Source organism: Candidatus Pelagibacter bacterium nBUS_30 (genome assembly GCF_051201245.1).
In the GTDB taxonomy this organism is placed as follows: domain Bacteria; phylum Pseudomonadota; class Alphaproteobacteria; order Pelagibacterales; family Pelagibacteraceae; genus Pelagibacter.
On the sequence record NZ_CP172842.1, the window covers coordinates 1,006,026 to 1,029,407 of the forward strand.

At 30.0% G+C, this 23,382-nt stretch carries 25 protein-coding genes and 1 tRNA gene; 5 read left to right on the forward strand and 21 right to left on the reverse strand.

Translation table 11 applies throughout. The features are described from left to right. Positions 1 to 201 precede the first annotated feature (201 nt). From ACIJYE_RS05465 to ACIJYE_RS05480, 4 genes are all read right to left on the reverse strand, one after another. Positions 202 to 276, reverse strand: a tRNA-Val gene (locus tag ACIJYE_RS05465). A 6-nt stretch (positions 277 to 282) separates the two neighbouring features. Next, positions 283 to 2,103, reverse strand: a complete 1,821-nt coding sequence (rpoD, locus tag ACIJYE_RS05470) for an RNA polymerase sigma factor RpoD (protein ID WP_435089823.1) — start codon at positions 2,101 to 2,103, stop codon at positions 283 to 285. 67 nt (positions 2,104 to 2,170) lie between these two features. Then, positions 2,171 to 3,946 carry a DNA primase gene (gene dnaG, locus ACIJYE_RS05475; RefSeq protein ID WP_435089825.1) on the reverse strand — a complete coding sequence of 592 codons (1,776 nt, stop codon included), beginning with the start codon at positions 3,944 to 3,946 and terminating at the stop codon, positions 2,171 to 2,173. Next, positions 3,946 to 4,407, reverse strand: a complete 462-nt coding sequence (locus ACIJYE_RS05480; protein WP_435089827.1) for a GatB/YqeY domain-containing protein — start codon at positions 4,405 to 4,407, stop codon at positions 3,946 to 3,948. The genes dnaG and ACIJYE_RS05480 overlap by 1 nt, the downstream gene beginning before the upstream one ends. A 127-nt stretch (positions 4,408 to 4,534) precedes the next feature. On the opposite strand from ACIJYE_RS05480, the gene carA reads away from it, so the two are divergent. Beyond that, complete coding sequence (gene carA / locus ACIJYE_RS05485) at positions 4,535 to 5,728, forward strand: glutamine-hydrolyzing carbamoyl-phosphate synthase small subunit (protein WP_435089829.1); 1,194 nt, start codon at positions 4,535 to 4,537, stop codon at positions 5,726 to 5,728. Beyond that, complete coding sequence (gene carB / locus ACIJYE_RS05490; RefSeq protein ID WP_435089831.1) at positions 5,706 to 8,930, forward strand: carbamoyl-phosphate synthase large subunit; 3,225 nt, start codon at positions 5,706 to 5,708, stop codon at positions 8,928 to 8,930. The genes carA and carB overlap by 23 nt, the downstream gene beginning before the upstream one ends. 55 nt (positions 8,931 to 8,985) lie before the next feature. Here carB and ccoS read toward each other — a convergent pair whose 3' ends face one another. Genes ccoS through ccoN form a run of 8 tightly spaced genes read right to left on the reverse strand, consistent with a single transcriptional unit; the run spans position 8,986 to position 16,400 of the window. Beyond that, entirely contained in the window at positions 8,986 to 9,147 is a 162-nt protein-coding gene (gene ccoS / locus ACIJYE_RS05495) for a cbb3-type cytochrome oxidase assembly protein CcoS (protein ID WP_435089833.1), read from the reverse strand. Positions 9,148 to 9,149: 2 nt separating this feature from the next. Further along, positions 9,150 to 11,369 carry a heavy metal translocating P-type ATPase gene (locus tag ACIJYE_RS05500; protein WP_435089834.1) on the reverse strand — a complete coding sequence of 740 codons (2,220 nt, stop codon included), beginning with the start codon at positions 11,367 to 11,369 and terminating at the stop codon, positions 9,150 to 9,152. Beyond that, the gene (locus ACIJYE_RS05505) at positions 11,321 to 11,782 is read right to left on the reverse strand and encodes a FixH family protein (RefSeq protein WP_435089835.1); all 462 of its coding nucleotides are present in this window, start codon (positions 11,780 to 11,782) and stop codon (positions 11,321 to 11,323) included. The genes ACIJYE_RS05500 and ACIJYE_RS05505 overlap by 49 nt, the downstream gene beginning before the upstream one ends. 1 nt (position 11,783) lies before the next feature. Continuing rightward, positions 11,784 to 13,205, reverse strand: a complete 1,422-nt coding sequence (gene ccoG / locus ACIJYE_RS05510) for a cytochrome c oxidase accessory protein CcoG (RefSeq protein WP_435089836.1) — start codon at positions 13,203 to 13,205, stop codon at positions 11,784 to 11,786. Positions 13,206 to 13,215: 10 nt separating this feature from the next. Then, positions 13,216 to 14,094 carry a cytochrome-c oxidase, cbb3-type subunit III gene (ccoP, locus tag ACIJYE_RS05515; RefSeq protein WP_435089838.1) on the reverse strand — a complete coding sequence of 293 codons (879 nt, stop codon included), beginning with the start codon at positions 14,092 to 14,094 and terminating at the stop codon, positions 13,216 to 13,218. Then, a complete protein-coding gene (locus ACIJYE_RS05520; RefSeq protein ID WP_435085403.1) occupies positions 14,078 to 14,248 on the reverse strand; it encodes a hypothetical protein in 171 nt (56 codons plus the stop codon). The genes ccoP and ACIJYE_RS05520 overlap by 17 nt, the downstream gene beginning before the upstream one ends. Then, the gene (gene ccoO / locus ACIJYE_RS05525; protein ID WP_435089840.1) at positions 14,245 to 14,985 is read right to left on the reverse strand and encodes a cytochrome-c oxidase, cbb3-type subunit II; all 741 of its coding nucleotides are present in this window, start codon (positions 14,983 to 14,985) and stop codon (positions 14,245 to 14,247) included. Before ccoO ends, ACIJYE_RS05520 begins: the two co-directional genes overlap by 4 nt. After that, complete coding sequence (gene ccoN, locus ACIJYE_RS05530) at positions 14,982 to 16,400, reverse strand: cytochrome-c oxidase, cbb3-type subunit I (protein ID WP_435089842.1); 1,419 nt, start codon at positions 16,398 to 16,400, stop codon at positions 14,982 to 14,984. The genes ccoO and ccoN overlap by 4 nt, the downstream gene beginning before the upstream one ends. Before the next feature lie 80 nt (positions 16,401 to 16,480). Here ccoN and ACIJYE_RS05535 point away from each other — a divergent pair, with 80 nt between their 5' ends. Together ACIJYE_RS05535 and ACIJYE_RS05540 are read left to right on the forward strand one after the other, a co-directional pair. Continuing rightward, positions 16,481 to 16,693: a heme exporter protein CcmD gene (locus ACIJYE_RS05535; protein ID WP_435089843.1), complete on the forward strand. Its 213-nt coding sequence runs from the start codon at positions 16,481 to 16,483 to the stop codon at positions 16,691 to 16,693. Between the two features lie 44 nt (positions 16,694 to 16,737). Continuing rightward, the gene (locus tag ACIJYE_RS05540; protein WP_435089845.1) at positions 16,738 to 16,926 is read left to right on the forward strand and encodes a hypothetical protein; all 189 of its coding nucleotides are present in this window, start codon (positions 16,738 to 16,740) and stop codon (positions 16,924 to 16,926) included. Between the two features lie 2 nt (positions 16,927 to 16,928). On the opposite strand, the gene ACIJYE_RS05545 is transcribed toward ACIJYE_RS05540, so the two are convergent. The 8 genes from ACIJYE_RS05545 to ACIJYE_RS05580 all read right to left on the reverse strand — a co-directional run bounded on the left by ACIJYE_RS05545 (position 16,929) and on the right by ACIJYE_RS05580 (position 22,068). Next, the gene (locus ACIJYE_RS05545) at positions 16,929 to 17,612 is read right to left on the reverse strand and encodes a 2OG-Fe(II) oxygenase (RefSeq protein WP_435089847.1); all 684 of its coding nucleotides are present in this window, start codon (positions 17,610 to 17,612) and stop codon (positions 16,929 to 16,931) included. Positions 17,613 to 17,624: 12 nt separating this feature from the next. Next, positions 17,625 to 18,713 (reverse strand): ribonucleotide-diphosphate reductase subunit beta, encoded by a 1,089-nt coding sequence (locus ACIJYE_RS05550; RefSeq protein WP_435089848.1) that lies wholly within the window; start codon positions 18,711 to 18,713, stop codon positions 17,625 to 17,627. 2 nt (positions 18,714 to 18,715) lie between these two features. Then, positions 18,716 to 19,138, reverse strand: a complete 423-nt coding sequence (locus ACIJYE_RS05555) for a plastocyanin/azurin family copper-binding protein (RefSeq protein ID WP_435089849.1) — start codon at positions 19,136 to 19,138, stop codon at positions 18,716 to 18,718. Next, entirely contained in the window at positions 19,135 to 19,368 is a 234-nt protein-coding gene (locus ACIJYE_RS05560; RefSeq protein WP_435087880.1) for a hypothetical protein, read from the reverse strand. Before ACIJYE_RS05560 ends, ACIJYE_RS05555 begins: the two co-directional genes overlap by 4 nt. A gap of 4 nt (positions 19,369 to 19,372) precedes the next feature. Then, positions 19,373 to 20,458, reverse strand: coding sequence for a copper-containing nitrite reductase (gene nirK / locus ACIJYE_RS05565; RefSeq protein WP_435089850.1), 1,086 nt, complete (start codon positions 20,456 to 20,458; stop codon positions 19,373 to 19,375). Positions 20,459 to 20,631: 173 nt separating this feature from the next. Further along, positions 20,632 to 20,886, reverse strand: coding sequence for a DUF6868 family protein (locus ACIJYE_RS05570; protein WP_435089851.1), 255 nt, complete (start codon positions 20,884 to 20,886; stop codon positions 20,632 to 20,634). Beyond that, positions 20,874 to 21,515: an aspartyl/asparaginyl beta-hydroxylase domain-containing protein gene (locus ACIJYE_RS05575; protein WP_435089852.1), complete on the reverse strand. Its 642-nt coding sequence runs from the start codon at positions 21,513 to 21,515 to the stop codon at positions 20,874 to 20,876. Before ACIJYE_RS05575 ends, ACIJYE_RS05570 begins: the two co-directional genes overlap by 13 nt. Positions 21,516 to 21,840: 325 nt before the next feature. Then, on the reverse strand, positions 21,841 to 22,068 hold the full coding sequence (locus ACIJYE_RS05580; protein WP_435089853.1) for a hypothetical protein: 228 nt from the start codon (positions 22,066 to 22,068) through the stop codon (positions 21,841 to 21,843). A 103-nt stretch (positions 22,069 to 22,171) separates the two neighbouring features. On the opposite strand from ACIJYE_RS05580, the gene ACIJYE_RS05585 reads away from it, so the two are divergent. Next, complete coding sequence (locus tag ACIJYE_RS05585; protein ID WP_435089854.1) at positions 22,172 to 22,615, forward strand: Hsp20 family protein; 444 nt, start codon at positions 22,172 to 22,174, stop codon at positions 22,613 to 22,615. Between the two features lie 40 nt (positions 22,616 to 22,655). Here ACIJYE_RS05585 and ACIJYE_RS05590 read toward each other — a convergent pair whose 3' ends face one another. Further along, entirely contained in the window at positions 22,656 to 23,372 is a 717-nt protein-coding gene (locus tag ACIJYE_RS05590; protein WP_435089856.1) for a Crp/Fnr family transcriptional regulator, read from the reverse strand. Positions 23,373 to 23,382: the final 10 nt, after the last annotated feature.

Consider the following 23,382-nt stretch of genomic DNA (forward strand, 5'->3'; position numbering starts at 1 on the left):
TTTATCCTTTCTCAGCATCGTGTGAGTACCTATGTGAGTACCTGAGAATGAATGAGGAAAATTATTGTTGCTTATCAAGGGAAAAAAACCAAGGACACCGACATTATGAGTGTACTGCTCTAACCAACTGAGCTACAGGCCCAAAACTTAGTTCTGTTATATCATTTTTTAAAAGTTATCAATTAAAGATAATCGTTAATTTGGTGGGCCGTGTTGGTTACGCTCCAACTACCCCTGCAATGTCAATGCAGTACTCTACTATTGAGCTAACGGCCCAGTAAATTAACTTTCTAAGAAACTTTTTAGTTGTTTTGATCTACTTGGATGTTTTAGCTTTCTTAGTGCTTTTGCCTCAATCTGTCTAATTCTCTCTCTTGTTACAGAAAACTGAAGTCCAACTTCTTCTAGTGTATGATCTGTATTCATACCAACTCCAAACCTCATTCTTAATACTCTTTCCTCTCTTGGAGTAAGTGTTGATAAAATTTTCGTAGTCGCCTCACCTAGATTTGATTTGATTGCCTGTTCTAATGGGGCCAAAGCTTTTGTATCTTCAATAAAATCTCCCAAACTACTGTCTTCTTCATCTCCAACTGGTTTTTCTAATGAAACTGGTTCTTTTGAAATTTTTAAAACTTTCCGAACTTTATCTAATGGCATTCGAAGTTTTTGCGCTAGTTCCTCTGGAGTAGCTTCTCTACCAAACTCACTTAAAATCAGTCTTTGTGTTCTTACAATCTTATTAATTGTTTCAATCATGTGAACTGGAATTCTAATTGTTCTTGCTTGATCAGCAATTGATCTTGTAATTGCTTGTCTAATCCACCATGTAGCATAAGTAGAAAATTTATATCCTCTTCGATATTCAAATTTATCTACAGCCTTCATTAAACCAATATTTCCTTCTTGAATTAAATCTAAAAACTGAAGTCCTCTATTTGTATATTTTTTTGCAATTGATATTACTAATCTTAAATTTGCCTCAACCATTTCTTTTTTAGCTATTCTTGATTCTTTTTCACCTTTTTGAACTCTGCTAACTAATTTTTTAAAATCTGTTACTGAAATTCCAAGTTTATGACTTATTTCTACTAATCTTTCTCTTATATCTTTAAATTCATTTTTGTACTTAGTGAAAAATTGTTTCCATAAATTATTAGTATCTAAGAATTTTTTAAGATTAGGATTAATTTCATTGCCGATATAAAATTTAATAAATTCATTTCTAGGTATTTTATGGTCCATGGCTAATCTTAATAGATTACCTTCTAAAGATATAATCTTTTTATTTTCAACATAATGTTTTTGAACTAGCTCTTCTAAAACTGATGGAGATAATTGTAGAGACTTTATATTTTCTAAAATATCATTAACAATTTTTTCATAACCTTTTTCTTTTGCGGGGGTGAAGTTTTGAGATTTTAAAACACAATCCAGCTTTTCTTTTTGGTATTTAATCAATTTATTGTACTCTTTAGTCAGTGTGTTAACTGTTTTGAGTACTTTCGGCTTAATTTCAGTTTCCATTGCAGCAAGAGTGGGGTTAAAATCATCATCATCACTAGAGCCTTCTTCTTTATCAGTTTCTCCAGCATTTTTTTGTTTGGCACTTGGTCCAGTTGACTCATCTTCCATGTAATTTGTGTCAATATCAATTATTTCTCTAACTAAGATTTCATCTTTTTGTAATTGATCGTTCCATTCAAAGAATTGTTGTGCGGTTATTGGACTTTGAGAAAGTGCAATCAACATTACATCTTTTCCAGCTTCTATTCTTTTAGCTATTGCAATTTCACCTTCTCTTGAAAGTAATTCAACTCCACCCATCTCACGCAAATACATTCTGATAGGATCATCACTTTTTTCAATTGTCTTACCTTCTTCTTTAGAAGTTCCATCTTTTTTTCTTAAAACTTTAAAGTCAGATTTCTTTTCAACTAAGGCAACACCTTCATCTAATATGTGAATAAATGCTTGAGCTAGATTTTCATCAGATAGATTTCTTTTTCCTAAAGATTTATTTAATTCTTCATAAGTTATGAAACCTCTATGAGTTCCACGACCCATTAATCTAGCGAATGATTTAGTAATAATTCTTTCCACAGTAATATAAGTTTGAAAGACTTATATAATATCAAATTGGCAAAAATCCATTGCTAATTTGATCAGATTAATTGATTTTTCTCTCGTTTTTCAACTCTTTTAGCTCATTAAATGTTGATTCACTCATATCTTTTGAAAACTTCGATTCTAACTCTTGGATTCTAAACTCAAGATCATAATTGAACAAATCTTTTGCAATATCATCAAGTAATTCTATGACTTGATTGTCATCATCTGGCTTATTTTTTAAGATGTATTTAATGGGAGCAAACTTATTAATCTTATCCAATAATTGTTTGTCTAAATTTAAATCCTCAATATTTATTTGTTCACCTGATTTTAATCTTTCAATAGTTGAGGTAAATATTTGCTTATTTATCTCAGTAAATAATTTAATATTTTCAATTAAATGAATATTAGCTTGAAAAAGAGATAAGTTATTAAGAACTAAGTATAGCAAAGAGAATTCTTTTAGCTCTACCCCACTCACAGATTGGCTTTCATTAAAATATTTTTTAGTGGTCTCTAAAGATTTAGTTTTTTTAACAAAAAACTTTTTCTTATTTTGATTAGAATGTGGTGTTAATTCTGCTATTTTTTCTAAAAAATATTCAAGCACATACTTTTTAATAAAATCATCTTTAATTGTATTTGCAATAGATCTAAGTTTTTTTTCAAATATTGCCATTGATGAAGGGTTGTTTGTAGTTTGTTTTTTATAATGGCTGAAAATAAACTGGTGTATAGAAAGTTTACTTTGTCTGGTAAAATCTACGAAATAATTTTTACCATGTTTGTTAACATAACTATCAGGATCTTCTTTATCTGGTAAAAATAAAAAAGATATTTGTTTTTCAGGTCTTAATTCTTTAATAGAATTTTCTGCAGCTCTAACAGCAGCTTTATAGCCACTTTCATCTCCATCAAAGCAAATTATAATGTCATCAAAGAACTGGTTTAAAGTTAAAATTTGTTTATCTGTTAATGATGTACCTAAATTTGCAACAACATTTTCAATTCCATTTTTACTTAGACCAACAACATCCATATAACCTTCTACTAAATATATATGATCTAATTTATTAGATAATTTTCTAGCTGAGTCTAAATTATATAAATTTGATCCTTTTTTAAAAAAATTAGTCTCTGGTGAATTGATGTATTTTGCTAAGTAATCTAATTTTTCTATTATTCTTCCACCTAAAGCAATGGGTTGACCAGAGATATTATTAATCGGAAAAATTAATCTTCCTCTAAATCTTTCAACATACGTATTCTTTTTTTCATCTAAATAGAATAAGCCACTTTCAATTAAAGTTTGTTCACTAAATTCATTTTTTAATTTTTCAAAAAAACTTGAGTTTTTATCAATAAATCCCATTTTAAATTTTTTAACCTCTTCTTTACCTAAAGATCTATTTTTTAAATAATCCCTAGCATTTGAATGTCTTTCGTTTTTTAATAATTCACTGTGATAAAAATCAACGTACTGACTATAAATTGATAAATACTCTTTCCATTTTTTCTCTCTTTCTTCATCTTGTTTTGAAAACATATATGGCTGCATACCTGCTAGCTGAGCTAGATGTTTAACTGCTTCGCCAAATTTAAAATTTTGAGTTTTCATTACAAAGTCAAAGATATTTCCATGCTCTGAGGTAGCAAAACAATGGTAAAATTCTTTTTCATCATTGACAGTAAATGATGGAGTTTTCTCATTTTTAAAAGGAGACAAGCCAACATATTCTTTGCCTCTTTTTTTTAAAGCAACTGACTTTGATACAACTGTTGAAACTTTGAGCCTTGTTTTAATTTCATCAAGATACTCTTTTGGGTATTTCATTAACTATTTAATAATTCCTTAATTAGAGGACCTGCTTTTGCAAAATCAATTTCATCAGCATGTGTTTTTTTTAGCTCTCCCATTACCTTGCCCATATCTTTCACTGAACTTGCTCCAAGTTTTGAAATAACATCAGCACATATTTTTTTTGTTTCTTCTTCACCAAGTTGCTTCGGTAAAAAACCCGCTAAAATATCAAGTTCATTTTGCTCAACTTCTAAAAGATCTGTCCTGTTATTCTTCTTATAGATATCTATTGATTCGGCTCTTTGTTTGACCATTTTTTTTAAAAGCTTCTTAATATCCTCGTCATCCGTGTCTTTTTTATTAGGACCTGATCTGTTCACAATATCCAAATCTTTAATAGAAGATAATATTAACCTATAGGTTGATATTTTAGTTTTCTCTTTAGCTTTTAAAGCGTTTTTATATTCAGTTTCGATTGTTTCTTTTAATGCCATAATTTTTTTAATCTACTGCAAAGAAAAAATTCTTCAAAAGAAAAATTGTTTTTTTACAATTTTATAATACATCTCTGTTGCGATAATAATGCATTTATTGTATTAACCTTTAACTCATGAGTTGTAATTGACCAAAAAAGCAAAAAAAACTAACTCAAAAAATTCACAAATTCATACAGGCATTTTAGTTCTTGAAAACAAGAAGGTTTTTAAAGGAATTGGAATTGGTTACCAAGGTAATGCTACAGGTGAAGTTTGCTTTAATACATCTCTAACAGGATACCAAGAAATTATATCAGATCCGTCTTATGCTGGACAGATTATAAACTTTACCTTCCCTCATATTGGAAATGTTGGAACAAATAAAGAAGATCACGAGTCTGATAAAATATGGACTAAAGGTGTGGTGTTTAATTCAGAAATAACATCTCCATCAAATTATAGATCATTTCTTCATTTAGATGCTTGGCTTAAAAAAAATAAGATAGTTGGAATTACAGGATTAGATACTAGAAGTTTAACTAATTTTATTAGAGATAAAGGTGCTCCCAAAGGAACCATTGCTTATTCTAAAACAGGTAAATTTAATATCAGTAAATTAACCAACTCAACAATTAAATGGAATGGATTAAAAAATCTTGATCTTGCAGAAAAAGTAACCACGACAAAAAACTATATTTGGAAGGGTCTTAAAACTTGGAAAAAAGAAACAGGTTTCATTAAAAATAATAAAAATTCATTTCATGTTGTTGCAATCGATTATGGAATAAAGAAAAATATTCTAAGGTATTTTTCTGACTTTAATTGCAAAGTAACTGTTGTTTCTTGCAAAACGCCTGCTGATAAAATTTTAGCTCTTAAGCCAAATGGTATATTTTTATCAAATGGTCCAGGGGATCCAGCTGCAACTGGAAAATATGCAATCAATATAATTAAAGATTTAATTAAAAAAAATTTACCCATATTTGGAATTTGTTTGGGCCATCAAATACTTGCATTAACACTTGGTGCAAAGACAAAAAAAATGAAGTTAGGTCATAGAGGTGCAAACCATCCAGTTAAAAATTTAATTCATGACAATGTTGAAATTACTAGTCAAAATCATGGCTTTGAAGTCATAAAAGAAAATTTACCAAAAAATATTGAAGTCACTCATAAGTCTTTATTTGATAATAGTATTGAGGGTATCAGATTAAAAAACAAACCAATATTTTCAGTTCAATATCACCCAGAGTCAAACCCTGGACCACAAGACAGTGTTTATTTATTTCAAGAATTTATTAACAACATGAAAAAAAATGCCAAAAAGAAAAGATCTTAAAAAAATATTAGTTGTTGGAGCTGGTCCAATTATTATTGGTCAGGCTTGTGAATTTGATTATTCAGGAACACAAGCATGTAAAGCGTTACGTGATGAAGGTTATAAAGTTGTGCTTATCAACTCAAATCCTGCAACCATTATGACTGATCCTGATGTTGCAGATAAAACTTATATTGAACCTATTACTTTAGAGGTTTTAGAAAAAATTCTTAAAAAAGAAAAACCAGATGCAATTCTTCCAACAATGGGTGGTCAAACAGCTTTGAACCTTGCAATGGAAGCTGAAAAAAAAGGAATTCTTAAGAAATATAAAATAGAATTAATTGGCGCAAATTCTAAAGCTATATCTAACGCTGAAGATAGAAAAAAATTTAGAAAAAATATGATCGATATTGGTTTAGATCTACCTAAATCTGAGATCGTCAATAATATCAATCAAGCATCTAAAGTTTTAAAGAAAATAGGATTACCTGCAATCATAAGACCTGCATTTACTCTTGGGGGTCTTGGTGGTGGAATTGCTAAAAATGAAAAAGAATATCTAAAAATTATTAAAAGTGGCTTACACGAATCCCCTGTCAGCCAAGTTCTAGTTGAAGAGTGTTTGGAGGGCTGGAAAGAGTTTGAGATGGAGGTTGTAAGAGATAAAAAAGATAATTGCATCATAATATGCTCTATTGAGAATATCGATCCAATGGGAATTCATACTGGAGACTCAGTGACTGTCGCCCCTGCTCTTACTTTAACGGATAAAGAATACCAAGTAATGAGAAATGCATCCATTGCATGTTTAAGAAAAATTGGAGTTGAGACAGGTGGATCAAATGTTCAATTTGCAATCAATCCTAAAAATGGTCGAATGGTTGTAATTGAAATGAACCCAAGAGTTTCACGTTCATCTGCTCTTGCATCAAAAGCAACTGGGTTTCCAATTGCAAAAGTTGCAGCAAAACTTGCTGTTGGTTACACGTTAGATGAATTAAAAAATGAAATTACAAAAGTAACACCTGCATCATTTGAACCTAGTATTGATTATGTGGTAACAAAAATTCCAAGATTTACATTTGAAAAATTTTCAACTTCACCTGCAACATTAGGCACTTCCATGAAATCCGTTGGGGAAGCAATGGCAATTGGTAGAAACTTTAAAGAGTCGCTTCAAAAAGCATTGGTGTCACTTGAAACAGGATTTTCTGGATTAGATAGAATATTTGATCTAAATAAAAAACAAATTGAAAAGAAACTTAAAGAAAGTATTCCAAATAAAATTTTATTAGTTGCTGAGGCGATAAGAAAAAAGATCGATTTAAAGAGAATATTTGCTTTATCAAAAATTGACCCTTGGTTCTTAGAACAAATAAAAGAAATTGTAGATAATGAAACTAAGATTAAAAACAAAGGATTACCTAAAGATTTTAATGAATTTAACCGAATAAAATCTATTGGTTTTTCTGATAAAAAGCTGTCTGAACTTACAAAAACATCTGAAGATGTTGTTAGACGTAAAAGAACTGCTCTTAAAATATTACCCGTATTTAAGAAAGTTGATACTTGTGCGGCTGAGTTTAAATCGTTTACTCCTTATATGTATTCTACATACCAAAGAAATTTTTCAATTAATTCTGAGTGTGAGGCTGATCCATCAGCTAAGAAAAAAATTATAATATTAGGTGGAGGACCAAATAGAATAGGACAAGGAATTGAGTTTGATTATTGTTGCTGTCAGGCAAGTTTTGCACTGAAGGATGCTGGTTTTGAAACCATCATGATCAATTGCAACCCTGAAACTGTTTCAACTGACTATGATACTAGTGACCGGTTATACTTTGAACCTTTAAAAGAGGAGTATGTCTTTAATATAATTAAAAAAGAAAAAGAAAAAGGAAACTTAGTTGGTATTATTGCTCAGTTTGGTGGCCAAACTCCAATTAAACTTGCTAAATTTTTACATGATAACAAACTTCCAATTTTAGGGACGCAGTACACATCAATTGATTTAGCTGAAGATAGAGATTTGTTTAGAAATCTTCTTAATAAATTAAAGTTAAAACAAGCTGAAAGTGGAATTGCTAAAACATTCAAGCAAGCTATTCAAATAGCAGAGAGAATTGGTTTGCCATTAATGGTTAGACCTTCATATGTATTAGGTGGAAGAGCAATGGAAATTGTTCATGAAAAAAGTCAGCTTAAAAACTTTGTTGAAGAAGCCTTTAAGGCAGCAGAAGAAAATCCAATTTTAATTGATAAATTTATTGATCATGCAATGGAGGTTGATGTTGATGCAATATCTGATGGTAAACAAGTTCATGTGGCAGGTATTATGCAACACATTGAAGAAGCTGGAATTCACTCGGGAGACTCAGCTTGTAGCCTACCTCCAATATCAATTAAGCCATACTTGATTAAAGAAATTGAAAATCAAACTAAGAAATTAGCTTTAGCCTTAAAAGTTAAAGGTTTCATGAATATTCAATTTGCAATTAAAAAGGATGAAATTTATGTAATTGAGGTAAATCCTCGAGCTAGTAGAACAGTGCCATTTGTATCTAAAGCAAAAGGTCTGCCTCTTGCTAAAATTGCATCTAGAGTAATGGCTGGTGAAAAATTATCTAAGTTTAATTTAAGAGATAAATCTAAAGGAATGTATGCTGTTAAAGAGGCAGTATTTCCTTTCAATAAATTTCCAAACAGTGATTTACTTTTAGGCCCTGAAATGAAATCAACTGGTGAAGTAATGGGATTTGATAAAGACTTTGGAATGGCGTTTGCTAAAAGTCAAATTGGAGCCGCTAACTCATTACCAAAACAGGGATTAGCTTTTGTATCATTAAAAGACTCTCACAAAGATGAAGGAATAGATTTAGCAAAAGAGCTAATTAAATTAAATTTTACATTATGCGCAACTAGAGGGACTGCAGAGTATTTTAGAAAGCATAAAATTAAGTGCAGAATTATTAATAAAGTAAGTAGTGGATCTCCTCATATCGTAGATGTCTTAGATTCAAAAAAAATAGCTCTTGTGATTAATACGGGTGGTGGAAATAGTGAACATAGATTAAATGATGCAATAGCACTTAGAAGAGCAACACTTAAAAATAAAGTCCCCTATTGCACCAACATGTCTACCGCTCAAGCATGCCTTGAAGCTATAAAATCCCTTAAAACTAGAAAATTAGAAGTAACTTCACTTCAAGATATTTAAAAAAACCCAAAATGAAGATGTTGAATCTTCAAAAAATTTTTTTTTTAAAGATATACTAGTCTCTCTCGTTTTTTTCCTTTTCTTCTTCAATCAAAATTCTTTCAGAAGCTCCTTTTAGATCTTCGTATTGATTATTTTTTAACGTCCATAAAAATGCTAGTAACCCTATTAAACCAAGAGTAAGTGCAATAGGTATAAGATAGAGCAAAATATTCATGATTAAAATTTTTTCCTTTTTAGATTTAAACGAAAACTATTTCCAATTACAAATAGTGAAGAACTTGACATTGCAATAGCTGCAATTAATGGTGTGACCAAACCTATGATCGCCATAGGAATAGCAAAGATATTATAAATAACTGCCATTAAAAAATTTTGTTTGATTAATAAAACAGATTTTTTTGCAACTTTAATACAACTAATAATTGGAAATAGTTTTTCACCTTGAAAAACAATGTCTGCAGTATTTTGGGTAATATCCATTGCAGTTGATGGTGAAATAGATACATCAGCTTCAGCCAGCGATGGGGCATCATTCAAACCATCTCCAACCATCAGAATTTCTTTATTTTGTAATTTTAATTTTCTAATAAATTCACTTTTCATTTCTATTGAAAATTCAGAATAATAATCATTTATACCAAGGTGTTCTGCTATTCTTTTTACTACTTCATTTCGATCACCAGATAAAATTATTGGAATAACTCCTAATTTTTTAATCTCATCAATTACATCCTTGGTGTCTTCTCTTAATTGATCCTCAAAACTAAAACAGATTTTTTTTTCATTTTCTACCGAAAGCCATATCTCTGAAAAAATTTCATCTTCATCTTTTTGTGAAGGACAAGACCAATTTTTTTTTCCTAGTTTTAATAATTTACCTTTAAAATATCCTTCCACTCCACAACCAATTATTTCTTTTACATTATCTAAATTAAGTAATTTGCCATTAAATTGATTACAAATAGATCTTGAAAAAGGATGCTTGCTATAATGTGCTAACGATGCTGCAATTTGCAGATCTTCTTCTGAGTATGATCCTATTAAATTAGGCTGACCCACTGTTAGTGTTCCTGTCTTATCTAAAATTACATACTTCACTTTTGATAATTTTTCCAAAGCATCACCAGATTTTAAATAGATACCTTTTTTCATAAGCGAATTATTTGCTAATACCTGAACGACTGGAACTGCTAAACCTAAAGCACAGGGACATGTAATAATTAATACGGTTACCGCTATTAAAAGTGAGGGTTGCCAAGCTAAATCAGCGAACATCCACCATCCAATGAATGTAAATAAGCCAGCTAAATGTACTATTGGTGTGTATAATTTGGCTGCTTTATCAGCAATTCTGGTGTACTTGGATTTACTTATCTCAGCTTTTTCCATTAATTTCACAATGTTTGTAAGTAAATTATTTTCTGTAGATTTAGAAACTTCAATTTGAATTGGTGCTGAAATGTTAATTGTACCGGCAAATACATTATCATTTATATTTGCTTTTTTAGGTAATGTTTCACCACTAATAAGACTTAAATCTATTTCTGTAGATCCGTTTAGAATAATTCCATCTGCAGGTATTTTTTCTCCTATAGAAATTGTAATAATATCTCCTGCCCTTATGTCTTTTATCGGAACAATTACTTGTTTTTCATCTTTTATAACTGTTGCAGTTCCACCTAAAGCTGAAAGTAATTCTTTAGCAGATTTTTTTGCCTTACCTTTTGCTAAGACATCTAGATACCTGCCAATGAGTAAAAAAAACAATAACATTATTGCAGAGTCGAAATAGATATGTTCACCATTATTAACTGTTTCAAATAGACTTATTAAACTAGTTAAAATTACTGCTAATGAAATCGGCACATCCATATTTGTATTTTTTTTTAGCAAAACTTTTAATGCTGAATAAAAAAATGGTCTTCCAGAATAGATTATTGCTGGTAGTGCAATTAAACTTGAAATCCATTGAAATAGCTCTCTTGTTGCAAATCCCATTGTCTCAACTGATGATGACCATAAGCCAACTGAAATTAACATTAAATTCGCTGCTGCAAAACCTGATACTGCAATAGATCTTATTAAGATTTTTTTATTCTCTTCAAAATTATTATCTAAATTATCAACATCATACAAACTTATTGGATATCCCAACTCAGATACAATTTTAGCAAATTTATCTGCTAATTTTTTTTCACCTACCCACTTAATTTCTAATTTTTCAGTAGACATATTCACTCTTACAAAAAAAACATTTTTTAAAGTGTAAAGTGATTTTTCAATAAGATGGATACATGAAGCACAATGAATATTTTTTACTTTAAAAATAATACTATTATTATTTTTTGGATCAATTTTAACAAAAGGAGAAAATAATTTATTTATATCTACTTTATTAAAATTCGTTTTATTGTTTGATATTTGTGTTTGTTCCATATTACTAAAATCTTTACATCCCACTGTCCTTTTAAAGGAAATTTAATTAATTTTTGGAATTTACCATTTCTTTGTTTTTCTAATTTAATTGAAAAATCATAACCAGTTTGAGTTGGTCTAACTAAAAAAGCTGTAACAGAAGCTCCATCAAAACTATCTTTTTTTTCATTTTCTAAATAAAAATTTAGAAAATCATCTTGATAAATGATTTCACTTTTCCAATTTAAATCATTTTGTTTTTTACTAGCCTCAATTATTTTGTTGTAATTTAATCCTTGATTGTAAGCGTTCTCAGTTACTACACCTCTATGAGTTGAGGTTGCTAGATAAACAAATATGCTATCTAAAATTATCAAAATAACGAAGAAAACTATAAAATAATGAGGAAAACTGTTATTTTTTTTCTTAATCATACTAATATTTCCCACTAATAAATATGTTTTCTACTGTGTCCGATATTTCATCATCTAATTCTTTAATATTGAAAATTACTTTTTTCCGAACCTCTATATTTTTATCCGCTATAAGAAAAATACGATAATGACCAACACTATTAGCCATAACAGGTAAGTTGTTAGAAGATAAACTTTCTATACCTTGAATTTTAATTTTTGAATTTTTTAGACCTTCAATAGAGAGTGAATATTTCTTACTTTTAAATGATTTGTTGAGAATTTTAATATCATAACTATTTCTTATTTGACCATTTGAAAGTTTTACAAATAATGGATTTCTATCATGCAAAACATTAAGTTCTAAAATTGATCTATTCAACAGTGTATAAAGAATTGCGACACTTAAAATAAGAAGGATTGATAAATAGCTGTATGTACGTCCTCTTAATAGACCTTTTTTTTCTTTTTCATTTCTAAAACGTCTACCTTTATTTTTTTCTGTGTCATATCTAATTAATCCTGCTGGTAGATTAATTTTCTTCATAATCTTATTGCATGCATCTATACACAAACCACAGGCAATACATTCCATTTGCAGACCTTTTCTTATATCAATGCCCATAGGACAAACTTGAATACATTCTGTACAATTAATACAGTGACCTTTGTTCTCCCAACTATCACCGGCTTTATGTTTTCCTCTTGGCTCTCCCCTAAATTCATCATAACTTATAATTAATGTATCCCTATCAAACATTGCTGACTGAAACCGAGCATAGGGACACATATAAGTACAAACCTGCTCTCTTGCAAAACCAGCCATCAAATAAGTTGAAAAAGTTAAAACTACAATCCAGCTTAAAACAGACCAAGGAACATCAAAATTTATAATTTGTTCTAATAATGTTGGTGCATCATTAAAATAAAAAACCCAAGCACCTCCAGTTAATATTGCAATTACGATCCAAGCTATATGAGTTGATAGTTTTCTCCATATTTTGTTAAAACTGATCGGTGCATTACTTAATTTCATTCTAGAGTTACGATCTCCTTGAAAAATTCTTTCCACCCAAACAAATAAATCAGTCCAAACAGTTTGTGGACACGCATAACCACACCAGGCACGCCCTACAAGGCTTGTGCTTAAAAATAATGCTACTGCTAAGAATATTAATATTCCAGTTAAGAAATAGATTTCCTGTGGCCATATCTCAATGAAAAAAAAGTATGCTCTTCTATTCGGCATATCAATTAATATTGCTTGATTTGGTATCTGTGGACCTCTATCCCATCTTATCCAAGGAGCAAAATAATAAACAAACAATGTGCAAGTCATAATAATCCATTTTATTTTTCTAAATTTTCCCCAAACTCTTTTTGGAAAGATGATTTTTTGCTCAGAAAACAAACGTAGTGGATTTTTTTCCAAACTTTCTTGCATAATTAATGTCTTATTGTGACGCTGATAGTGAATGAATATATAAAGCTAGCATTCTTATAGTTGGGTCATCTAAACGATCCTCCCAAGCTGGCATAATTCCATGTTTTGGCTTTTTAATTTGAGAAATAATGCTCGATTTATCGCCACTACTATAAAACCAAATATTATCTCTCAAATTAGGAGCGCCCAAATCTTGAATTCCTTCACCATCGTTTCCATGACAAGCGGCACAATTATCAGCAAATAAGGTATTTTCACTTGATTGGTTATTGTTTTCATTAAGAGATAAGATGTATTCAGCCAACTCATTAATTTGCTCATCATTTAAAACTTCTGCAAACTCTGGCATTTCAGAATATTTACCTTCATCATGACCAGATCGAATACCATATTTTATGGATGAATAAATTTGTTCAACGTTTCCTCCCCATAACCAATCATCATCGTTTAAATTAGGATATCCCTTCGCTCCAGCAGCACCTGATCCATGACATGTTGCACAATTATCTCTAAATGCCGCTTTACCTCCTGCTACTGCATAAGTATAAGATTTTTTATCTTTAAGTATTTCGTCAAATGAAGTTGCTTTAAAAAACTCTTTATAATTTTCTCTAATGTCTAATATTTCTTTTTGATTATCTCTTAATTTTTTGTATTGAGTCCAATCTAGTATTCCAACTGTCCCTCCACGATAACCGCTTCCAGTTAAAGTTGGCCAAGAAGGATAAACAATCCAATAACCAACTGACCAAATTACTGTAACTATAAATACCCATATCCACCACCTTGGCGCAGGTGTATTTAATTCTTTTAAACCATCCCACTCATGTCCAGTAGTTTCTTGGCCTGTTATTTTATCAATCTCTTTATTATTATTTTTTTCGGACATAGATTACTTTTTCATTTTTAATTGGTATAAATTTATGTGACTCAATTTTTTTCTTAAAATTTGGATTAAATAACCAAATAACAACTATTGAAAAAATAGAGAAAAAAATGACTAAACCTAAAACACCTGCATTGTCAGAAATAAAACCTATCATTTTTTTACCTCTTCAACTATTTGGGGGTCATAATTTTTTATATCTGCCATACTTCCCAAGACTTGAAGGTAAGAAATCAATGCATCTAATTCTGTGGGTATATTTTCGTTGCCATCAAAATTTCTGATATTTACTTTTTCTCCATATCTATTTCTTAAATTTTCTGCCAATTCTGTTTCTGGTCTTAATTGTGCAAGACCATCCTTTGAGGCATTTTCAATCATCTCTTTTGTGTAAGGAACACCTGTAATCTTTAATGCTTTCAAATGTTTTCCCATATCATCAAAGTTTAAAACTCGATTGCTTAAATGTTTGTAGCTAGGCATAATCGACTCTGGAACTACATTTTGAGGTTTGATTAAATGTTCTACATGCCACTCATCAGAATACTTACCTCCTAAACGTGCAAGGTCTGGCCCTGTTCTTTTTGATCCCCATTGAAATGGGTGATCATACATACTTTCTGCTGCTAAAGAATAATGCCCGTAACGTTCAACTTCATCTCGTAATGGTCTGATTTGTTGACTGTGGCACGTATAGCAACCTTCTCTTAAATAAATATTAAATCCTTTAAGTTCTAAGGGTGTATAAGGTCTAACACCTTTGATTGGTTCAATTGTAGTTTCCAATCTAAAAAGTGGAACAATTTCAATTATGCCCCCAATTGAAACAGCTATAACTGTAAAAATTAATAATAGAATTGAGTTTTTTTCTAATTTTTTATGTTTTTCCATCATTGGATTTGAGCCTTTTGAGAAATTGTTGATTTATTTATGCTGGGTATCTCTAAAGTTTTGATTAAATTGTAAATCATGATCAAAACTCCAATAAAGAATAAAACTCCGCCAATACCTCTAATTAGATAAAATGGCTTCATCGCCATAACCGTTTCAACAAAAGAATACTCTAAAAACCCAAGATTATCGTAAGCTCTCCACATCAAACCCTGCATAATTCCTGATACCCACATTGAAGATATATAAAAAACAATACCAATAGTGGAAATCCAAAGATGAATATTAACTAATCTTAGTGAGTAAAGATTTTTTTTATTCCATAAAACTGGAAACAAATAATAAATTACACCAAAACTAATAAATGCTACCCAACCTAATGTGCCTGAGTGAACATGGCCAATAGTCCAGTCAGTATAATGACTTAAAGCATTAACTTCTTTAATAGACATTAAAGGACCTTCAAAAGTACTCATCCCATAAAATGCTAGAGAAATTATCATAAATTTTAAAACAGGGTCTTCTCGAAGTTTGTACCACGCTCCAGATAACGTCATCATACCATTTATCATTCCACCCCAACTAGGCATCCAAAGCATAATTGAAAAAGTCATGCCCAATGTTTGAGCCCAATCTGGTAAGGCTGTGTAATGTAAATGATGGGGACCCGCCCAAATATATAAAAAAATTAAAGACCAGAAATGTAAAATAGATAATCTGTATGAGTAAATTGGTCGATTAGCTCTTTTTGGAATAAAATAATAAACCATTCCAAGAAATCCAGCTGTTAAAAAGAATCCTACGGCATTATGTCCATACCACCATTGGATCATTGCACTTTGAACACCTCCCCATAACGGATAACTTTTTGCACCAAACAATGATACTGGAATAGAAACACCATTAACCAAATGTAGAACTGCAACTGTAACTATGAAAGCAAGAAAAAACCAATTAGCTACATAAATGTGAGGTTCTTTTCTTTTTGTAAGTGTAACTAAATAAATTATTAAATATATTACCCAAACTATTGTTAACCATAAATCAGCATACCATTCTGGTTCAGCATATTCTTTACCTTGAGTAACTCCAAATAGATATCCTAAACCAGCCATTAAAATAAATGCCTGGTATCCCCAAAATGTAAAATTTGCCCATCCATCACCTGATAATCTAGTTTGGCAAGTTCTTTGAACTACAAAATAACTTGTTGCAAATAATACATTTCCACCAAAGGCAAATACTACAGCAGAAGTGTGTAAAGGGCGCAATCTACCAAATGTTAATAATGGTTCAAAATTTAATGATGGGAAAACCATCTGAAAAGCAATTAGTAAACCTGCTGCTAATCCTGCTACAAGCCAAAATATAGATGCAATAGTAAATTTTTTAACTATCTCATCATTATAGTTGATCATTAAAAAGATATATCTTTTTTATTTTTTATTAGATTTGATGCAGATCAATCTTTATTTAAAAAAAAAGGTTAAAAAATAATATGATTAATGAAATATTATATCTAAATGGTTATGGAATTTATATTTGGTCTGCATATATTTTTACACTTATAAGTTTTTCAATTTTACATTATTCAATTAAACGACAGTTTGAGAAAGAGAGAGAAATCTTTCGTAAAAAATTTGGTTTACTTGATAATGAAAAAAAACAGGCAGCTTATAGACAAGAAACTAATAGAAAATTATTGGCCTAAAACATAGCTTTTTGACAATATTTAGATTTATTAGATAGAAATTGATGAAAACAAGTTACTCAGGTCTTATTTTTTTATTTCTTGGAATTATATTTTTGTGGAAAGATATTAACCAGGGAGCAATGCTATCTCATAGCAACACTTTATTCTTTATCAATGAAATGACTTGGATGTGGTTCTCAATGGCATTAATTCATTTCTTTCTTGTTAAAGAATGTAATTGTAAAAAATAATTTTAATTTTGTTTATAAAGTTCACTAGTACTTTTCCAATCATTTGATACATAATTTATAATCAAGTTCCTTCTAACTCCAAAAATATATTGTTTAGGTACCCCATGCCAAGTGTCTTTACCCGGAACAAACATAAATCCTGTATTCTGCTTATAGGGTACTTTTGAATTGAATGTTAAATCTTTATTATAAATTGTAGTTCCCCAATCTTTTGCATACGTGTTTGTATCACTTGAAAGATAAATTAAGAATGTTAACATTTTTTCTTTAATATCTAAATGTGGTTCTAACCAAAAATCACCTGTGTCCAATGTATACTCAATACGAAGTTTTCCTTTAGACAATTCTTGACTACAAATTGAACTTAACGTATTAATTATTCCATCACTATTAAAAATTTCTGCAATCTCTTCCATGCAATCGTATTTTTTACAATTTTCATTATTAAAAAATATTCGTGATTTATTGTTGCTTTCTCTTTTACCCGAATAAGAATTTATAACTGGTGGATCAATTGGAAGTTTAAGAAATTTATCTACTAAATCTTTTGATAGAACTTTATCAAATGCCCAGTGATTGAATGGGTCTTTAATTGATAAAGCATTATTTAAATTCTTTCTAACATCATTGTATTCCGAAAAATTTTCACATATTGGTTTATCTTTTATCTCAGTTTTATTTAGCATATTGTTTTCTCACTAATGTTTAGGTTTAAAAAATTCTGTTTCACCAATAACCTTATTTTTTTCTAGTAAATCAAAATAAGGTGATTTTAGATCTTCAAAAGCTTCCTGCCATGTACCTTGAGTTGCAGCTTTTGAATATTCTGTAGATCTACCTTCAAAAAAGTTCATATGCTCAACGGCATTTAATATTGAGTCTAACCAAGTTAATGGGTTTTTTTTGATATTATAAATTCTATCAAGTCCTAATTGAACAAGTCTTCTGTCTGCAATCCATCTTATATAATCTTTTACCTCTTGAGCTTTTAGATTTTCAAGCGGTCCCATTTCAAACGAAACATCTATGAAGGCATCTTCCTGTAATACTGCTATTCTACAAGCCTCATAAATCTCATTTTTTAATTTATCTGTCCAAATTTCTTTATTTTCCTTAATGAACTCCTGAAATAATCTTATCATTGAATTGCAGTGCAAAGTTTCGTCTCTCACTGACCAAGTTATGATTTGTCCCATTCCTTTCATTTTATTATGACGTGGAAAGTTTAGTAAAATTGCAAAACTAGCAAATAGTTGAACGCCCTCAGTAAAAGCGCTAAATATTGCCAGTGTTTTTGCAATATTATGCAGTGAATTCACATCACATTTTTGAAGGTAATCATATTTATCCTTCATAGCTTTAATCTTTAAAAATTCAGAATATTCTGTCTCAGGCAAACCTATTGTGTCTAATAAGTGAGAATAGGCAGCAATATGAACTGTTTCCATCGCAGAGAATACAGACAACATCATTTTCACTTCTGTCGGTTTAAACACATTCATACAGTGACCCATATAATAGTTATTCACCTCAACATCTGCTTGTGTAAAAAATCTGAATATCTGTTTTAATAAATTTTTTTCTGAAGCGGAAATTACTTTTTGCCAATCTCTTACGTCATCTCCTAACGGAACTTCCTCTGGTAGCCAATGAATTCTTTGTTGTGTTAGCCAAGCATCATAACACCAAGGATATCTAAAGGGTTTATAAATTGGATCTCCAGTCATTAATCCACTTTTATTTGAGAGCTTAGATATATCAGAATTATTTTTTACTGTTTGTGCCATTTTTATATTTGATCAATTAATGTTTGAGCTAATTTTTTAGACTGTCCAAAAAATCTTATTTTTTTAATCAAGTCTAAATTAGATCTATCATCACCAACGATAACAAACCCTATCATTCCTAAGCTCTTATGAGGAGTGCACCAATAGGCATAAATACCTGGAATAGTAAATTCATAACTTACATCTTCATTTAATCTAGATTTAAATTTTTCTACACCATCAGGTACGCCACCTTTTATAAATTCAACGTTATGGCCCTTGTCTGTTGATTCCCAAAAAACTTTGTCACCAACATTAATATTGATAATCTTTTTAGAATAAACCATTCTTTCTTTATCTAGCTTATTTAACATTTTAATATTTATTTCTTCACTCATCGCGTAATTAGAAAATATTAAAAAAAGTATTAATATATATTTTTTCATGATGTAAACAGTTTTCTCCTTTGTGTTTTTTTTAGATTTTTAATTTCCCTATTTAAAATATCAGTATTATTTTTATAAAACTCAATCTCTCTTTTAAGAACACTTATAGTTTGTATAAACTTTTGTGATTCTTCATCCATTTCATCTTTGAGATATTTGTTTTCATTTTGTAATTTTGATATTTTTTCTAGCGTTATACTTTCATTTAAGCTTTTATCGGATACATACATATTATTAATCTGCAATTCTTGTAGGCTCCATTAGTTGTTCCATTAAATCATTATTCCATTTACCTGTTACTTTCACCTCAGCTTTTGCGCCCAAAATAAACGCTTCAATAAGATTGTGATTTAGATAAACATAAGTTCCTGGTTGTCTAAATTTATAAACCATTGCTCCAGCTGCACCTCCTGGTACAAACCAAGTTTCTAAATTAGTTCTTGGAGGATCATTAAACGATCCGTTTGGCCATACATAATCACCATGTCCACCAATTAAGTGAGGTCGTGTATCTCTATTTGCTTGTGCGTGGATAAACATTACCGTTTCACCTACTTTTGCAGTCAAAGCGTTATCTCCCTCTAAAGCACCTTCTGATCCATTAAATACTACATGAGTAGGTGTTAATGTTTTCATCACTTCTAAAACATCACTAAAACCATCACCTGGGTGAATATATTCCTTGTAATTTCCATTATCATCTTTTGGAAGATAAAAATCCTGTTCTCCAATGTAAAATGCTTTGTCATATTTGATTGGATTTCCCTCTCTGTCTTTCAATCCATCTCTTGGTAAAACCATAACAGCACCATTCATTCCTTTAACAACGTGCCAAGGCACCATGGCACCACCTGGTGCACAGTGATAAACAAATACCCCTGGTTTAGTTGCCTTCCATCTTAGTATTACTGCTTCACCTGGTAAAATATGTGTAAGACCTCCTCCACCTAAAGCACCTGTTGCTGCATGAAAATCTAAGTTGTGCTCAAAGTTATTTTTTTTAGGATTGACTAATGTTAACTCAATATAATCTCCAACATGAGCAACGATAAGTGGCCCTGGAACACTATCGTTAAAGGCAAAAACTCTGAACTTTGTTCCTTGTTTATCAATAGTGATGACTTTTTCTGTAATACTCATTCTCACTTTAATTACTTTAGGTCCCCCTTTTGCAACTATGTTATGAGCTGGAACTGCTGGTGCTGGCACCAGCTCCTGAATTACTACAGGAAGCTTATCTGCTTCACCACTTTTTGCCTGTAACGTAATTAAAATTAATATTAACGAGATAAAGATAGATATATATTTTTTTGTATTCATATTTTTGCCTGTACTGTAATTGAAATTAATATTAAAGAGATAAAGATAGATATATAATTTTTTGTATCCATAAATATTACCTTAAAGACTGATTCAAAATTTTATTTGATCTTGATCAAAGTTTTTATAATTTGATTTGTGTCAAACGTTAGGTGGATAAAAATTTTATGAGATTAAATTGAATATCTTAAAACAATATAAGGAATCAAAACAAAAAAAACTGTTAAGGTTACATGGAGAATGATGCCTTTGTAATGTGCTTTTGCAAAATCTTTATGTGAAACTTTAAAGAATGAATGATGTATTTTATAAATAAAACTTTTAGGAAAACTTCCAAATATAAATACTCGAAAAGTTATAAATAAGAAGTTGGCTATGATTAGCCATGCTAAAAAGTTTAATAAAAAATTTAAATCTAGCTCACCCATTGATCCCACAGTTGATTGTAAGTGTATTTTCTTTTAGTAAATAATTTACTATGTGGAAGTGTTGCTACTAAATGTATTCTGTCCTCTTCTCCACCATTAAAAAAATTATGGTATTTTTTTGCATTAACTATCCATACACCTCCATCTGCAGGTAAATGAAAAGATCTGTCTTCAATTACAAATCTACATCCTGGATTAGTAATAATTGGAATATGTAACCTTGGCTCTGGATCTTTATGCCAACTCAAAGTTGATCTTGGTCCTTTTTTTAATATTCGAGTTCTTCCTAAGGCGAATCTTCGAGATAATATATCGTAAACAAATTTAAAATATGTGTTTTCAAACTCTGGTAAAAACTCTGTGAAATTATTTTCCTCTATATAATCTGCTCTAGCCACCTCTTGACCTGAACTATCTGGTTTCGTCCAATAAAGTCCCCATGAATATTTTCCAGATGTACTATCATCATTACCTGGAATTTTATTAAGAGAAATACTATCAATATGTGACACTGACCCATCACCTTGATCAAATTCTTTTTTTCTTTTGATTTCTCTATAAGTGTCAACCAGTCTATTAACATCAAATGATAAACCTGGAACTTTATAAACTAGATCTTTAATTGGCATGATTTTTTTTTAAAGAAATTTAAAAAGAAAAAGTTGATGTGAATCAAAAATATTAAGATTTATTCTGTTACAAATAAGTAGGTCTCACCATGTATCTACCCTATAGAGTATCAACATTGTCTCTGAAATGGTGGGGCCTATCTTAGAAAAGATATGGTGAAATCAGTATAGTAGCAAAAGTAATTAAAGAACTTATAGCTATGGCTAGTATCAAAGTTTTTACAAGATTATGTATTTTCATAATTGTAAAATAGATGTTTTTAAAAATTTGATATTGATTTAAATCAAAACTAACATTGGGGTCCGGACCCATCTATTTTTTATATTATGGTATTTGATTGTAATCTAAACCAGTACCGCCTACTCCAGTCTTAAGATTAGAAGTAAATTCTGGCATATAAACAGCAATCAACATAACCGCAAATGCAATGAACATCATTGCAATCGCAATATTAGCCTTACCGTGATAAGGTCTGTTATTTAACATGTAGTTCATTATTACTCCTTTCGTTACAAATATATTTTTATGATTAATTTTTGCACTGATATGCATCAAAAAATATCAGTTTTGATCAAAATCAATAATTCATAATTTTGATTTAAACCAAATTTTTTTTTTCATGTTTTGTTAGTTTAAATTAATAGAAAGGAGAAAAATGAAATCACTATCAATTATAGACTCGTTAAAACCTTTTTCAGTTGGTTTTGATGATATGTTTAAACATTTTGAAGATATTCATCATAGAGAAATGGATGCTTTTGAAACTAACAGAGGTGGCTACAATATTACGAAAGTAGGAAAACAAGACTACAACATTGAAGTTGCATTACCTGGTATTGATAAAAAAAATGTCAAAGTTAGTGTTGAAGATAATGTTCTTATAATAAAGTCTTCTTCAAATAATAAAATTGAAAAAGATGATAAAGAATATCTGTATAAAGGTGTTGAAAAAGAAAATATCTGTGCCAGCTTTATTATAAGCAAGGATATAAAGGTCAAAGAGGCAATCATGGAAAAAGGTTTATTATCAATTAAGTTAAGAGAAGAAAAACCTTTGCCAAAATATGTTGAGGAAATACCAATTACTAGCAGGCAATAATATTATGAATAGTCTCAGTTAAATGCTGAGGCTATTTAATTTATTTTGAAAGATTGGATAATTTATCGAAATCGTTAATATAGATTTGCTTAGAAGATAAGACTTTAACTATGTTTGAAGTTTTTAATTTAGAAACTTCTCTACTCACTGTTTCAATTGTTAAACCTAGGTAATCAGCTATATCTTGTCTTGTCATTGGTAAACTTATCGGATTGTTTTGCCAGCCAATTCTTTTTCTTTGATCAGAAATATTCATTAAAAACTTAGCAAGTCTCTCTGTAGCATCTAGTTTTCCAAGAACACCCATTCTATCTTGAGCCAGTGTTAATTCATGAGATGTTTGATTTAAAAGTTCTTTTGCAAGAACCATATTTTTATCAATATATTCATCTAGTTTTTTCTGTTCAAAAACACATACATGCACCTGGCCAATAGCTTCTGCACAATAATTGTATTTACCATTTTTATAAGAACCAAAAAAATCTCCAGGGTAAAGAAAACCTATTATCTGAATACGACCATCATCAATTAATTGATAAATTTTAACATTCCCTTCAGTAATATTATAAATATTTTTTGCATCATCCTGTTGCAAGAAAATATTTGATTTATTTTCAAATTTTTTCTCTGATGAAATATTTGAAAATTCTTTAAGCTTTTCCTCCTGAAGACATCTGCAAAATGAGTATGGTCTAATATTACACTCTGAGCATCTGCTCTTTTCGTTAAATTCTTTATTTAATTGTGCTGACTGCATACTAAAATAT